Here is a 13784-nt window from a genome sequence, read left to right as displayed (position 1 = left end):
AGCACGGGTTGGCTACGCCGCTTCCACGAAGCGATGCCGTTCGTAGAGGAATTCCAGCACGCGCTGCCGGCATTTCAGGTAGCCGGCGTTAGTCGCAAGCTCCAGCCGCTTGCGCGGCCGCGCCAGCGGCACGTCCAACACCTCGCCGATCCGCGCGCTGGGACCGTTGGTCATCATCACGATGCGGTCGGACAGCAGCACGGCCTCGTCGACGTCATGCGTGATCATCAAAATCGTGTTGCCGAGCTTCTGATGCAGCGCCATCACCGAGTCCTGAAGGTGCGCGCGGGTCAATGCGTCCAGCGCGCCGAACGGCTCGTCCAGCAGCAACACTTTCGGCTCCATCGCCAGCGCGCGCGCAATGCCGACGCGCTGCTTCATGCCGCCGGAAATTTCCGATGGCCGTTTGTCCTTGGCATGGGTCATCTGCACGAGGTTGAGGTTATGCATCACCCAGGCGTCGCGCTCGGCTTTGGTCTTGGTTTTGGCGAAAACCTTGTCGACGCCAAGCTTGACGTTTTCATAGACCGTGAGCCAGGGCAGCAGGCTGTGGTTCTGGAACACCACCGCGCGATCCGGACCCGGGGAATTGACCTCGCGATTTTCCAGCAGCACGCATCCCATGGTCGCGTTGGTGAGGCCGGCGACGATGTTGAGCAGCGTCGACTTGCCGCAACCGGAATGCCCGATGATCGAGACGTATTCGCCCTTCTCGATCGTGAGATATACATCCTTCAGCACCTCGGTCGCCGTATGGCCGCGCGTGAACACCTTGTCGATATGGTCGAGTTTTAGATATGGCTGCATGACATGTTCCCTAGTTCAGCGCGGTGCCGCGGGTCACGATTCTGGCGAGACCCGCGATGATGCGGTCGAGCACGAAGCCGATGATACCGACGTAGAACAGCGCCAGAATGATTTCGCTGATGTGCGAGGAATTCCATGCGTCCCAGATGAAGAACCCGATGCCGACGCCGCCGATCAGCATTTCCGCGGCCACGATGGCGAGCCAGGACAGGCCGATACCGATGCGCAGGCCGGTGAAGATGTACGGCGCGGCTGCCGGGATCATGATCTTCCAGAAGAATTCCAGCGGATTGAGCTGGACCACCGCGGCGACGTTGCGGTAGTCCTGCGGGATATTGCGGATGCCGACCGCGGTATTGATGATAATCGGCCAGATCGAGGTGATGAAAATCACGAAGATCGCCGAAGGCTGGCCGTCACGGAATGCGGCGAGCGACAGCGGCAGCCAGGCCAGCGGCGGAATCGTCCGCAGCACCTGGAAAATTGGATCGAGCCCGCGCATCGCCCACACCGACTGACCGACCAGCGTGCCCAGCGCAATACCGGCCACGGCCGCGAGCGAATAGCCGAGCGCGACGCGCTGCAGGCTGGCGGAGAGATGCCAGAACAGGCCCTTGTCGATGCCGCCGCGGTCGAAGAACGGGTCGAAGATCAGTTCCTTGGTTTCCTTGAAAACCCGCGACGGCGGCGGCAGCGTCGAACCCGCCCGCCGGCACGCCAGTTCCCAGAACAGCATCAGCAACGCAAGCACGATCAACGGCGGCACCACGCGCTCCGCGGTTTCGCGCGCCATCTTGACGTATTTATCCGCGACCGGTAGCCGCTTCGGCGTCAGTTTTACAATCGCAGCCGGCGCGCTGGCGAGGACCGCGGCGGACTCGATTTTCTTTGCGGGCATATTCATCATCAGACCTCGACGCGTTTGATCGACAGCGACTTCAAATACGCGGCGGGATTTTCCGGATCGAATACCTTGCCGTCGAAGAAGGTCTCCTTGCCGCGTGACGTCGAGGCCGGAATTTCCGAAGCGGCGATGCCAAGATCCTTTGCGGCCTCCTTCCACAGATCCTCGCGGTTGACCTTGGCGATCATTGCCTTGGCGTCAGTGCCCGCCTCGTATTTGCCCCAGCGGATGTCCTCGGTGATGAACCAGAGGTCGTGGCTCTGGAACGGATATGAGGCGTGGTCCGCCCAGAACCGCATGATGTGCGGCGAATTCTCGACCACCCGGCCGGTGCCGTAGTCGAACTTGCCCTTGACGCGGTCGGTCACGTCGTCGACCGGACAGTTGATCCACTGCCGCTTGGCGCAGATCGCGGCGACTTCCTCGCGATTGTCAGGCTTCTCGCACCATTGCTGCGCTTCCATCACCGCCATCAGCAGCGCCCTGGCGGCCTTGGGGTATTTGTCGACGTAAGCGGCGCGCATGCCGAAGGATTTTTCCGGATGCTTGTCCCACAGTTCGCCCGTGGTGATTGCAGTGTAGCCGATCTCCTGATGGATCAGTTGCAGGTTCCACGGCTCGCAGACGCAGAAGCAATCCATGGTGCCAACCTTCATATTGGCGACCATCTGCGGCGGCGGCACCACGATGGTTTCGATGTCCTTGTCGGGATCGATCCCGCCGGCGGCGAGCCAGTAGCGGATCCACAAATCATGGGTGCCGCCCGGGAACGTCATCGCCGCCTTGATCGATTTTCCCGACGCTTTTTTCTTGTCGAGCGCGACCTTGAACGGCGTGGTGTCGACGCCGACCTTGACGTCGCTGTATTCCTTGGCGACCGAGATGCACTGGCCGTTCAAATTGAGCCGCGCCAAGATGTACATCGGCGTCGGCTGGTTGTTCTGCGTCACCTTGCCCGCGGAGATCAGATACGGCATGGGCGTCAGGATATGCGCGCCGTCGATGCCGTTGCCTTCCGAGCCGAGCACCAGATTGTCGCGCGTGGTGCCCCATGAAGCCTGCTTCTGCACTTCGACATCGGGCATGCCGTATTTGGCGAAGATGCCCTTTTCCTTGGCGACAAACAGCGGCGATGCGTCCGTCAGCGCGATGAAGCCCAGTTTCGCAGCCTTCACCTCGGGGCCCGCGCTTTCCGCAAAGGCGCCGGCGGGGAAATTCAGTTTTGCAGCCGCAAGAAGCGCTGCAGTCCCCGCTGTCGCTTTGAGGATTTGACGGCGGCTAAGGCCCCGGCGCGGCGTCTGACTGTCGGTCTTGGTCATGGATGCTATCGTCCTTTGCGTCTGAATGGCCGTCCGTCTCAAGTCACCTGCAGGCACGCGCTGAGGCATGGGGACGCGTTCTGGGGAGGCCCAGTCTGGCGGTGTCACAATTCGGATGATTGGTTTCGAAGGACGGCTTCAATGGCGTCGGCACCAACTATTCAAGCTTCGTGCCAAGCGCGTGCAGTGCAAAAAGAGTAAATATTATAAAGTGTTACACAACGGCTAGCCGTTGGCGCCTGCTAGTGGAGCGCATCCAAAATTTGCGATTCGCTCATTTCTTGTGCGGCGCACAACAAATGAGCAGAGCAGCGCCGCCATTGCGAGAGGCTCTTGCGTAGCAATTCAGTATGCGTACGGTCTCTGGATTGCACTGCTTGCTCGCGCAATGACGTGGCGCGCAGCGACTTACGCGTCTTCCTTCACCGCCGCCATCATCGGCTTCGGCGCATTGCCCTTGCCGGGCTTCATCCGGAAATCGTAAGTCATCAGATGCCAGGGACCGCCGGCCGGTCTGCCGTCCGGCATCGCCGGATCGGTGTGCTGTTCGATTTTGGAAATCAGATCGTCCTTCACCCCGAACACCACGTCGGAATCAAGATATTTGTCGCCCTCGATGAAGACGTGGGTGATCAGCGGCTCATGGCCGGGAGCATTGACCAGAAAGTGCACATGGGCCGGCCGCATCGGATGCCGCCTCGTCTGCAGGATCATTTCGCCGACCGGACCGTCGGTGGGGATCGGATAGCTGCACGGCAGGATGGTGCGGAAGAAAAACCGCCCGTCAGAATCGGTGACGAACCGCGCCCGTGACGACGGCCCGGTCGTTTCATAGGAAGGCCTTTGTGAATCATAGTAGCCGTCATTATCGGCGTGCCAGACGTCGACCGGCACGTTCGCAAGCGGCTTGCCGGCAAGATCGGTGACGCGGCTCTGCACGAACATCGGCTCGCCATCGAGATCGGGCGAAATATCGGCTCCGTGCTGCATCGGCTTGTGCTCGCCGACATAGAACGGACCCAGCACCGTAGTCTCGGTGGCGCCGTCGCGTTCGCGGTGGTTGACCGCATCGACAAGCATTGATACTCCCAGCACGTCCGAGAGCAGAATGAACTCCTGCCGCGTCGAGGTGCATTTCTGGCCCACACGGGTCAGGAAATCGATCGCGTAGCCCCATTCGTCGAAGCTGAGATCGGTCTTGCGGACATAGTCGTGCAGCGACTTCACCAGCTCTTCCAGCAGGAATTTGACGCGCGGATCCGGCGTCTCTTCAAAACTGCGAATGACGGCGGCGGTGAGTTCGGTGTCATTGAATTGAGGCATTGGGGGCGTCCTGTGCGGATTCTCGGTTTAGGCAGCCAGCCTATACCAGGGCATCAGGGCAGAGTAGCGCGCCGGCATTGGAATGCCGAACACTTTTGGGCTATCAGGGCCTGTCCCGACCGCTCTGGAGCAACGCCGATGCTAGCGCCGACCCCTGCCTCGCCCGAATCCGCCGGCATGTCCAAACCCGCCCTCGACCGGATCGAGGATCACCTGAAGCGCCGCTATATCGAGGCGGGCCGCTTTCCGGGCACGCAGCTTCTGGTCTACCGCCGCGGCAGCGTCGTCCACTCGGCCGTGCAGGGTTTTGCCGATGTCGAGCGCAAGGCGCCGATCAAGGACGACACCATCTTTCGCATCTACTCCATGACCAAGCCGATCACGTCGGTCGCCTTCATGATGCTGGTTGAGGAAGGCCGCGTCGCGCTTGATGAGCCGGTCCACAAATACATTCCGGAATGGAAAAATCTCGGCGTATTCCAGGCCGGCACGGCGCCTGGGTTCCTGACCCGGCCACCGGCGCGGCCGATGCTGATTGTCGATTTGTTGCGTCACACCTCCGGGCTGACTTACGGATTCCAGCAGCGCAGCAATGTGGATGCCGCCTATCGCGAGAAAAAGATCGGCGAACTGATCAACGGAAGCACCCTGTCGTCCATGATCGGCGAGCTCGCAAAGACCCCGCTGGAATTTTCCCCGGGGGAAGCCTGGAATTATTCCGTCTCCGCCGATGTGATCGGCTATCTCATCCAAAAGATCAGCGGCAGACCGCTCGAGCAGTTCCTGAAGGAGCGTATTTTTGATCCGCTGGGAATGGCCGACACCGACTTCTTCGTGCCGGCGGATAAGGTTCATCGTTTCGCAGCCTGCTACAACGCCGACCCCGGCGGCCTGATGTCGTTTCATGCGGCCGAAAAAAAGGGCGGCCTGACGCTGCAGGACGACCCGACCAACAGTCCGTTCCTGACACCGCCGTCGTTTATCTCGGGCGGCGGCGGCCTGTGTTCGACCGCGGCAGATTACCTCACCTTCTGCCGCGCGCTGCTGAACGGCGGCGAACTCGGCGGCGCCAGACTGATCGGCCCTAAAACGCTGGCGCTGATGACGACAAACCACCTGCCCGGCGGGCGCGATCTGCCGGAAATGTCGCGATCGATGTTTGCGGAAGCGACCTACAACGGCATCGGTTTCGGCCTCGGCTTCTCCATCACCATGGACCCTGCCAAGACCCTCATTGCGGGCAGCGCCGGGGAGTATGCCTGGGGGGGTGCTGCGACGACGTCGTTCTGGATCGATCCTGCGGAGGAGTTGATCGTGGTTTTCATGACCCAGGTGCTGCCGTCGAGTGCCTATCCGGTACGGCGCGAGCTGCGCACCATGATCTACGCGGCCATCACCGACAGCAATCTCTAGCACGCTGCGCGCTCCACGGATGCTGCGCAACGCCGCTGTTGCGGAGTGGTTCGGCTGAGCCGGAAACGTCGGAAGAGTGATATTCGTAATGGTCCGCGTTCCGTAAAGCAGCGCTGCGCGCCGAATCAGCACGCGGGACCGCGAACTATCTCGAGCCCGGCCGTTGCCTCGGCAACGGCCGGGCTCGATCAGTGCACGGCTCGCTACTTGATCGAGTTCGGCCAGCGCGAACCGCGTCCGGCGGAGGGTCTGTCTTTCGAAGCCAGTTCCTCCGCTTTCCTCGCCCGGTCCGCCTCCTGAAGCTGCATAGCCTGACACAAGGCCTTCAATTCGGCATCAGCGACGCGATGCAGCCGCATCCGGAGCTGAAGAATTGCCACGGCCAGGATTTGAGCCGCTTCCGGATTCGCGCTTTCGACGAGCGAGACGCGAGTTTGCTCGAGATTGGCGATGATTGTACGTAGATGCGCGTCCGAGTCCGAGACTAAACGCAACCGATTATTTAAATTAGCCACCAGCGTTGTTCCCCCTGCCGAGCCTGCGCGGTTGAGTCGAGGCGATCCAGTCGTCGGTTTCGTATACGTCGCCGTAAAGACCAGATATCTTTGAAACAGCCCTATGAATTTGATTTGCCGGCACGTCCTCAAGCGCATGACTGGCTGATGCGTCCGACAGATACGTGACCTTGTGATTTCGATGGAAGGCATCGATCAGCGTCGACAAGCAGGCTGATTCGCCGGCGAACCCGGCCAGCACGATGCCGCCGCGACATTGATTCATCAGCGAAGCGAACGGCTCGCTGGCGTAACAGGACGGGCTGGAGCGTTCGAATATCATTTCGTTGCGACATGGTTCGAAGCCTTCGATCCAACGCACGAAGGGCGTAGCGCGGTTGAAGAACGCGCAGTCGTCGATCATGCGGATAAACGCGACCGGCAGGCCGAGCGTGCGCGAATGGTCAAGAACCTTTCGGCAATTAGCCAGCGGCCGATCGATTTCGGGAATCGCCAGCAGACGCGGCGCCGCCAGATATTCCTGCTGCATATCCACGAACACCACAACGGGCACGTGGGATGAATTCGCAAATGTCCGAAGGCTTACGACTGACGTCACGCGGTTCCCCTTTCAGCGGACGGGCCAGCGACAGGCCGCGGCCGCAATTGTTTCAGAGTGGCAGGTATACTCGCAAGTGAAACTGTGATGCCCGCAAAACAACTAATGTCTCCTCGCCGAACGGATTGAATACGGGCTTTTCCAAGGCCGGGTAACGCCACCACCATCCATCCGCGTTGTGCATGTTGCGATGTTCTGCCAGAGTTTAACCCGCAGGAGGTTTGGCGTATGCGCGCGTTGCTGGAAAGCGGCGTTCCTCAGGAGGAACACCACAGGGTCGGCCTCGGCGGGCTGACCGATTGGGATGCGGCCAGGGTTTTCCTGGAAGTCGTGCGCTGTGGAAGTTCCAGATCCGCCGCCGAGCGGCTCGGTCTGTCGATCAACGGCGTTCGCCGGCGAATTGACGACTTCGAGCGCCAGATCGGCGCTACGCTGTTCACGCGCGACGTTCACGGCACCCGGCTTACCGACGAAGGCGCGCTGGTTGTTTCGGCGGTGGAGCGCATGGAAGCCGCTTCGTTCGAATTGCTGCGGACCGGCAGCTCGGTGACCCAGACGCTCTCGGGCGAAGTCCGAATCGCGATCACCGAGGGCCTGGGGACATTTTGGCTGGCGCCCCGCCTCGTCGAATTTCAGCAATCCTTCCCGAACATCCTCATCGATCTGCATTGCGCGATGCGCTCGGCGGATGTTTCGCGCCATGAAGCCGATATTGCAATCCATCTTTCGCGACCTACGATGCTGGACGTAAAGCTGGTAAAGCTCGGGCGGATGCATGTAACGCCGTTCGCCAGCAAAAAATACATCGAAACCTATGGCATGCCGCGAACCCGCGACGACTTGGTCAAGCACCGGATCGTGATGCAGGTCGCCGAGCAGGCCGCCACCAAGGAAATTTTCGAGAGCTGGTTCCCGGAGGTTTCCCGGCACAACCCGCTGGTGATGAAGACCAATGTCTCCAGCGCCAACTACTGGGCGGTAGCCAATGGCGCCGGGATCGGATTATTCCCGACCTATGCCTGCGTGCTGGGGGCAAAAATCGTGCCTTTGGACATCGATTTGCACCGTTCGTTCGATATTTGGCTGTCTTATCATCCGGGTAGCAGCCGTATCCCCCGTATCCGGCACATGATCGACTGGATTGTCGAGGCCTTTAACTCTAAAAGATTTCCGTGGTTTAAAGACGAATTCATCCATCCAAATGACCTGAAAGCGGTATATAAGGAAGAATCCCTGAGAAACCTGTTCGAGGGTTTCTCGATCGAAGGACGGTAGGTAGAGCTCGATATGAACAAATTAGCGGTAAAGAGAATGAAACAGCGCAGTGCCGGCAAACCCGACATTGAGATGGGCAAAAGAATCCGCTTGCGCCGCGTTGAGCAACGAATTTCACAGGCAGAGCTTGGCCAGAAGCTGGGTGTCAGTTTCCAGCAGGTCCAGAAATACGAGAAGGGCGTCAACCGGGTCGGCGCGGCCCGGCTTCAGCAAATCGCCACAGCGCTCGATGTGCCCGTGACCTTCTTCTATGACGGCGACGGCAAATCGCGGGAAGTAGAGAGCCTGCTGTTTCTCGACAGCGCGTTCAGCCTTCGGCTTCTGCGGGCTTACAGCAAGATCAAGGACCAGACCGTGCAGCGTCAGCTGGTGTCCCTGATGGAATCGATCGCCGCCGAAGACTAGAGCATGGGGTATGGTTGAGCGCCGCTGCGCGATTTCAACCTGTCGCCCCCCGCACGTGATCGACCAGCGCCAGGGAATCGGGCGGCAGCGTGTCGCCGCGCCAGGCGACGTGCTGGTCCGGCCGGGACAGCACCAGCCTGTGGTCGTATAGGCCGCAGGCCTCTGCTACATCAACATCGAGCACCGCCAGCGGCATCCCCCTGCGCTCGGCCGCAGCCTGAAGCGCAGCCGTGTCGAGCGACGAATCAAACCTCAGGAGGGTAAACTCCGGCCCCATCGCGTCGTACAGCGAGCGGCCGTCGTTGCGCCAAAAATGCGGCGTGCGGCAGCCGGGCACGGTCGATGGCGTATAGCCGTCCATCGTATAGGCCGGATGTTCGGCGCCGTCGTAAGCGATGATCGGCGAGCCGTCGTAAAAGGTGCCGAAATTGAGCCCGGCGCAGGCGTATTGCTGGACGTTGATCTCGTAGGCGACGCGCCCGACGTCCCGCCGCGCCAGTTCTCCCTGCCATCCGGCATCCTCGATGTCGGCAGGCACCGCGCCGCGGCGCCGGATTTCAGCTTCCGCATGCACCATGGCGAACCGCGACACCTGGCTCGTGATCGGCCAACGTTCCGCCTCGTAGGCGTCGAGGATGGCAAGCGGCGCCCAGCCATTGAGATGGGCTGCAAGCAGCCACGACAGGTTCATGGCATCGGCAATCCCGGCATTCATGCCGTAGCCCGCATAAGGCACCCAGATATGCGCCGCGTCGCCCGCGATGAACGCGCAACGGTCGCGGAACTTGTCCGCGATAAGTCGCCGGCCGACCCAATCTTCCTTCGAGATGAGGTCGTAGCGAAAATCGCCGGTCACGCCGAGGATGGCCCGAATGCAGGCGTCGCGGTCGACCGACTCGAAATCCGGCTCATCCGGCTTCATGTAATTATGCACCAGCCATCGCTCGACGCCGTCGATCGCATAGACCATGCCGGCGCGCCGAGGATTGATGGACCCTGTCCCCCACGCGCGCTCATGCCGCTGCAGCTTGATCAGATCGGGCGCGCGGATGTAGCTCGACTGCACCCGCTGCACCACGGCATCGCCGGTCAGTCCGGCGCCGATGGCCTTGCGGACGACGGAGCGGGCGCCGTCACAGCCGACCAGGAAACGGCAGCTCATTCGCGTGCCGGTGCCGCTATCGAGGTCGCGAAGCGTGGCGCGCGCCGACGTCTCCCCGACCGCAACCTCGTCGACGGAAGTGCGGTTGACGATGCGGATGCGCCGCTGGGCCGCGGCGTGCTCGAACAGGACCGGCTCGAGAAAGATCTGATTGATGCGATGCGGCGGTTCCGGCGTCGGCCAGTTGCAGTCGGGGCCGTCGGTCATGGTGAAGCGGTCGCGGCGACACGGAATGCGGATTCGCGTCAGTTCCTGTCCCGTGAAGGTGGTGCGGTAACTGATGTCGTGGGGGTAATCCGCGGGCAATCCGGCGTTGCGCACCTTGTCGGCAATGCCCAGCCGCCGGAAGGTTTCCATGGTGCGGGCGGCGACGTGATTGCATTTCGGATCCGGCGCGGCCGCAGGGGCGCGCGTCTCGACCACCGTAACCTCGATACCGCGCCATGCGAGATCAATGGCTAAGGTAAGCCCGACCGGCCCTGCGCCCACGATCAGGACGTCCGATTCGATATCTGTCGGCATGCGTCGCGCCTAATCCGCCTCGGCGCCGGAATTCTTCACCACCACCGCCCAGCGCTCGACCTCGGTTTTGACATAGGCGGCAAAGCCGCCCGGCGTCGATCCGGTCAACGGCTCCAGCGCCAGCGCCGTCAGCTTGCCGCGCGTCGCGGGATCGGCCACCAGCTTGTCGATTTGCCCCGCCAGTTGTTCGACGATTTTCTCAGGAGTGCCTGCGGGCGCGACTACGCCCTGCCACGCGACCAGTTCGAAGCCCGGTAGCCCCGCTTCCGCCAGGGTTGGAATATCCGGCGCCGCCGCGACCCGGCCCGGCGTGGTGACGCCGAGAACCCGGACCTTACCCTCGCGGATCTGCTGCAGCGCCGGCTGCAAGTCGACCACCATGAACGGAATATGGCCGGCGATCACGTCGAGCATGGCCGGCACGCTGCCGCGATACGGCACATGGCGGATGTCAACGCCGGCCGCGGTTTTCAGCATCTCTGCGCCGAGATGCTGCGGGCTGCCGATTCCGGCCGACCCGTACGGCAGCCCGGGCGTCGATTTCAAGTAGGCGATGAAGTCGGCCAACGTCCGCGCCGGCACCGACGGGTTGATGATGAGAGCGAAGGGTACCCCTGCCAGCAGTGCGATCGGTGTAAAGTCCTTGACCGGATCGTAGGGCAGCTTCTTGTACAGCGCCTTGTTGATGGCCAGCGTGGTCGACGTCGCCATCAGCAGCGTGTAGCCGTCGGGTTCGGAACGCGCGACCTCGTTGGCACCCAGCGTCGTGCCGGCTCCCGGCTTGTTCTCCACGATGCAGGTCGCGTTGAGGCCGCTCTTCAATTGATCGGCGACCAGGCGGCCGAGAAAGTCGGTGGTGCCTCCCGCCGGATAAGGCACGACCATTCTAATGGTTCGGGCCGGGTAGCCGGACTGAGCGACGGCCGGGGACGCCAGCAGCGCCGCCGCTCCGACGGCCATCGCATCCCGACGCGTCAACCGCATGGCGTTCTCCCGTTTTCTTTGTCATGACCGGCTTGGCGGTCATCCATCTGCTTTCGAGATTCTTGTGAAGCGGGATCGATGCGCAGGTCAAGTCCATGCACGACGGACCGCCGTCTTGCGGCAGTGCGATAGAGACAAGGCAGCTTAATGGGAAGGCAACTTCTGTTGGCTAAGCGTTGCAAAGATGCATCCGCGGATGTAGCTCTCACCCGATTGACGGAACCTGCGCCGATTGGCGCCCTGAAAGCATCAACAATGCGAAAAGTGATACTTGCTGCCGCGGCCCTTCTCTTTGGCACCGGACCGGGATTTTCTCAAGGTTCCGGTAGCGCATCCATCCCGCCAGGGCCCGTAGCGGCGCCGATGGGAGCGGCCCACCCAAGCGTGCACGCTGTACCCGCAAAGCCGGCGGCCGCAGCTTCGACACCCGAGTCACGTTCGGCGGCGGCTTTGGCGCTGTCGCACCAGCCGACCTTCGACGAAGGCACCGCAAGACGGATCAGGGAAGCCGCGCTGAGCTATTCCGATATCGCGGTACGCGGCGGATGGCCGATGATTCCCGCCGACGCCAAATTCGCACCTGGCGTGCAGGGACCGCACGACGATCTCTTGCGCAAACGCCTGATCATCACCGAGGATCTCGCGGCCGACAAATCCGCCGGACCGTATGATGACGTCCTCGCAGAAGCCTTGAAGCGCTTCCAGGCGCGTCACGGCCTCGCCGCCACGGGCGCCATGACGCCGCGGACCTTGGCCGCGCTCAATGTCTCCGTGCATAAGCGCGTCCAGCAACTGGAAGCCTCGCTGGAACGGATCGCCAACATGGATTTCAAGTTCGGAGAGCGTTACGTCGTGGTCAATCTTCCGGCCACCTATGCGGAGGCGATCGAAAACGACACGGTGGTGCGGCGCTATCGCGTCATCGTCGGCAAGACCGAAAAACCCTCGCCGACGCTGACCGCCGAGATTACCAGCGTCAACCTCAACCCGACCTGGACGGTGCCGTCTTCAATTTCGAAAACCGAGATTTCGGCGCATATGCGCAAGGACCCCGGCTATCTCGCCCGCATGCACATGGAGGTGCTCGGCGCCAACGACGCCCCGATCGATCCGCATTCGGTGGACTGGTCCGGCAGCCGCACGCCGAATTTTACCGTGCGCCAGCAGTCCGGCGCCTGGAACGCGCTCGGCGCGGTGAAGATCGACATGCCGAATCCCTATTCGGTCTACATGCACGATACCAACCAGCGCAACCTGTTCGCGGACGATTACCGGTTCGATTCGCACGGCTGCTCGCGCGTCGACAATGTGCGCGACCTCGCCGCCTGGCTGCTCAAGGACCAGCCGAAATGGACGCGCGCGGAAATCGACCGCGTCATCGCCGGCGGCGCGCGCGAAGACGTCCATCTAACCAGGAAGATCCCGGTGGCGTGGATTTATCTGACCGGATGGATGACCAGCGACCAGACGGTGCAGTTTCGCAACGACATCTACGATCAGGATGCGCAATTGCTGGAAGCCACCGCCGAAGAAGCCGCCTTCTTCAACCAGGCCGGCAGCCATCCTCTCACCGCGCATCTCGCCCGATGATGTTGAACGTCCCGAAAGATCAGGAGAAGTCCTACGCCGAGGGCAAGATCCTGCAAAGCGTTGGCGACGGCATCGGCATCGTCACGTTCAACAATCCCGAAAAGCGCAATGCCATGTCGCTGGACATGTGGGAAGGGCTTGGGCTGGCACTGATCGAATTGCGCGACGATCCAGGGGTCCGCGTTGTAGTTCTGGTCGGCGCCGGCGACAAGGCGTTCGTGTCCGGCGCGGATATCAGCCAGTTCGAGAAGACTCGCCACAACGCCGAAGCCTCGGAAGAGTATTCAAAACGCAGCGCCGCGCAACGCGCCTTGCTGGCCGATTATCCAAAGCCGACCATCGCCTGCATCCGCGGCTTTTGCCTCGGCGGCGGCATGCAGGTGGCAATGCTGGCGGATATCCGCCTTGCCGCCGATGACAGCCAGTTCGGCATTCCCGCGGCAAAACTCGGCATCGCCTATGGCTATGACGGCCTGCGCAACCTGGTGACGCTGGTCGGCCCGTCCTGGGCGCGGCTGATCATGTACACCGGCATGCGGATCGGTTCCGCAGAAGCGCAGCGGATCGGGCTCGTCGACCGCGTATTGCCCGACGCCGAACTGTGGGACGCAACGCTGGAAATCGCCCGCGCCATCTCCGGCAACGCGCCGCTCGCGATCAAGGCCGCTAAGATCACCATCGCGCAGGTGTTGAAAGATCCGGACGACCGCGACTTCGACGCGGTCAAGGCGATCGGCAGCGCCTGCATGGACAGCGAAGATTTTCGCGAAGGCCGCCGCGCCTTCATGGAAAAGCGCAAGCCGGTGTTCAAGGGGAAGTAGCGGCCGCGTGCTCCGGACGCCGTGCATCCTCAGCGTCGTCCCCGCGCGGGCGGGGACCCATACTCCATGTGCTCTATAATCCGGATAGCGTCAGTATCCTTGTTGAACTCCGCGGTTTTATCACAGATGCCAGGGGTTATGGTCCC

General features: G+C 61.8%; 13 protein-coding genes. 5 read left to right on the top strand and 8 right to left on the bottom strand.

What is annotated here, in order from left to right; all coding sequences use genetic code 11:
* Window positions 1–12: 12 nt before the first annotated feature.
* The 4 genes from ACFE72_RS04850 to ACFE72_RS04835 form a co-directional block, all read right to left on the bottom strand.
* On the bottom strand, window positions 13–807 hold the full coding sequence (locus ACFE72_RS04850; protein WP_375411930.1) for an ABC transporter ATP-binding protein: 795 nt from the start codon (window positions 805–807) through the stop codon (window positions 13–15).
* A gap of 10 nt (window positions 808–817) precedes the next feature.
* Window positions 818–1711, bottom strand: coding sequence for a nitrate ABC transporter permease (gene ntrB, locus ACFE72_RS04845; protein ID WP_375411929.1), 894 nt, complete (start codon window positions 1709–1711; stop codon window positions 818–820).
* A 2-nt stretch (window positions 1712–1713) separates the two neighbouring features.
* On the bottom strand, window positions 1714–3030 hold the full coding sequence (locus ACFE72_RS04840; protein ID WP_375411928.1) for a CmpA/NrtA family ABC transporter substrate-binding protein: 1317 nt from the start codon (window positions 3028–3030) through the stop codon (window positions 1714–1716).
* 408 nt (window positions 3031–3438) lie between these two features.
* Window positions 3439–4353, bottom strand: coding sequence for an intradiol ring-cleavage dioxygenase (locus ACFE72_RS04835; RefSeq protein ID WP_375411927.1), 915 nt, complete (start codon window positions 4351–4353; stop codon window positions 3439–3441).
* 138 nt (window positions 4354–4491) lie between these two features.
* Between ACFE72_RS04835 and ACFE72_RS04830 the strand changes: the two genes are divergently transcribed.
* Window positions 4492–5766, top strand: coding sequence for a serine hydrolase domain-containing protein (locus tag ACFE72_RS04830; protein WP_375411926.1), 1275 nt, complete (start codon window positions 4492–4494; stop codon window positions 5764–5766).
* Between the two features lie 203 nt (window positions 5767–5969).
* Here ACFE72_RS04830 and ACFE72_RS04825 read toward each other — a convergent pair whose 3' ends face one another.
* Window positions 5970–6281, bottom strand: a complete 312-nt coding sequence (locus ACFE72_RS04825) for a hypothetical protein (protein WP_375411925.1) — start codon at window positions 6279–6281, stop codon at window positions 5970–5972.
* Entirely contained in the window at window positions 6274–6834 is a 561-nt protein-coding gene (locus ACFE72_RS04820) for a cysteine hydrolase family protein (protein WP_375411924.1), read from the bottom strand. Before ACFE72_RS04820 ends, ACFE72_RS04825 begins: the two co-directional genes overlap by 8 nt.
* A gap of 273 nt (window positions 6835–7107) precedes the next feature.
* On the opposite strand from ACFE72_RS04820, the gene ACFE72_RS04815 reads away from it, so the two are divergent.
* Window positions 7108–8154, top strand: a complete 1047-nt coding sequence (locus ACFE72_RS04815; RefSeq protein ID WP_375411923.1) for a LysR family transcriptional regulator — start codon at window positions 7108–7110, stop codon at window positions 8152–8154.
* A 12-nt stretch (window positions 8155–8166) separates the two neighbouring features.
* The gene (locus ACFE72_RS04810) at window positions 8167–8559 is read left to right on the top strand and encodes a helix-turn-helix domain-containing protein (RefSeq protein ID WP_375411922.1); all 393 of its coding nucleotides are present in this window, start codon (window positions 8167–8169) and stop codon (window positions 8557–8559) included.
* A 34-nt stretch (window positions 8560–8593) separates the two neighbouring features.
* On the opposite strand, the gene ACFE72_RS04805 is transcribed toward ACFE72_RS04810, so the two are convergent.
* A complete protein-coding gene (locus ACFE72_RS04805) occupies window positions 8594–10243 on the bottom strand; it encodes an FAD-dependent oxidoreductase (RefSeq protein WP_375411921.1) in 1650 nt (549 codons plus the stop codon).
* Window positions 10244–10252: 9 nt separating this feature from the next.
* Window positions 10253–11227 (bottom strand): Bug family tripartite tricarboxylate transporter substrate binding protein, encoded by a 975-nt coding sequence (locus tag ACFE72_RS04800; protein ID WP_375411920.1) that lies wholly within the window; start codon window positions 11225–11227, stop codon window positions 10253–10255.
* Window positions 11228–11611: 384 nt separating this feature from the next.
* Between ACFE72_RS04800 and ACFE72_RS04795 the strand changes: the two genes are divergently transcribed.
* Both ACFE72_RS04795 and ACFE72_RS04790 read left to right on the top strand, forming a co-directional pair.
* The gene (locus ACFE72_RS04795) at window positions 11612–12817 is read left to right on the top strand and encodes a murein L,D-transpeptidase (protein WP_375411919.1); all 1206 of its coding nucleotides are present in this window, start codon (window positions 11612–11614) and stop codon (window positions 12815–12817) included.
* Window positions 12814–13638 carry an enoyl-CoA hydratase gene (locus ACFE72_RS04790; protein WP_375411918.1) on the top strand — a complete coding sequence of 275 codons (825 nt, stop codon included), beginning with the start codon at window positions 12814–12816 and terminating at the stop codon, window positions 13636–13638. The genes ACFE72_RS04795 and ACFE72_RS04790 overlap by 4 nt, the downstream gene beginning before the upstream one ends.
* The last annotated feature ends 146 nt before the right edge of the window (window positions 13639–13784 follow it).

The sequence above is a fragment of the uncultured Bradyrhizobium sp. genome (assembly GCF_964252615.1).
Classification (GTDB): Bacteria; Pseudomonadota; Alphaproteobacteria; order Rhizobiales; family Xanthobacteraceae; genus Bradyrhizobium.
Note: the sequence above shows the minus strand (reverse complement) of the source record. Positions and strands in the feature narration are given on the sequence as shown.

Coding starts and splice junctions, on each gene's coding strand:
- ACFE72_RS04850 (WP_375411930.1), bottom strand. CDS start 807: ATGCAGCCATATCTAAAACTCGACCATATCGACAAGGTGTTCACGCGC.
- ntrB (WP_375411929.1), bottom strand. CDS start 1,711: ATGAATATGCCCGCAAAGAAAATCGAGTCCGCCGCGGTCCTCGCCAGC.
- ACFE72_RS04840 (WP_375411928.1), bottom strand. CDS start 3,030: ATGACCAAGACCGACAGTCAGACGCCGCGCCGGGGCCTTAGCCGCCGT.
- ACFE72_RS04835 (WP_375411927.1), bottom strand. CDS start 4,353: ATGCCTCAATTCAATGACACCGAACTCACCGCCGCCGTCATTCGCAGT.
- ACFE72_RS04830 (WP_375411926.1), top strand. CDS start 4,492: ATGCTAGCGCCGACCCCTGCCTCGCCCGAATCCGCCGGCATGTCCAAA.
- ACFE72_RS04815 (WP_375411923.1), top strand. CDS start 7,108: ATGCGCGCGTTGCTGGAAAGCGGCGTTCCTCAGGAGGAACACCACAGG.
- ACFE72_RS04810 (WP_375411922.1), top strand. CDS start 8,167: ATGAACAAATTAGCGGTAAAGAGAATGAAACAGCGCAGTGCCGGCAAA.
- ACFE72_RS04805 (WP_375411921.1), bottom strand. CDS start 10,243: ATGCCGACAGATATCGAATCGGACGTCCTGATCGTGGGCGCAGGGCCG.
- ACFE72_RS04800 (WP_375411920.1), bottom strand. CDS start 11,227: ATGCGGTTGACGCGTCGGGATGCGATGGCCGTCGGAGCGGCGGCGCTG.
- ACFE72_RS04790 (WP_375411918.1), top strand. CDS start 12,814: ATGATGTTGAACGTCCCGAAAGATCAGGAGAAGTCCTACGCCGAGGGC.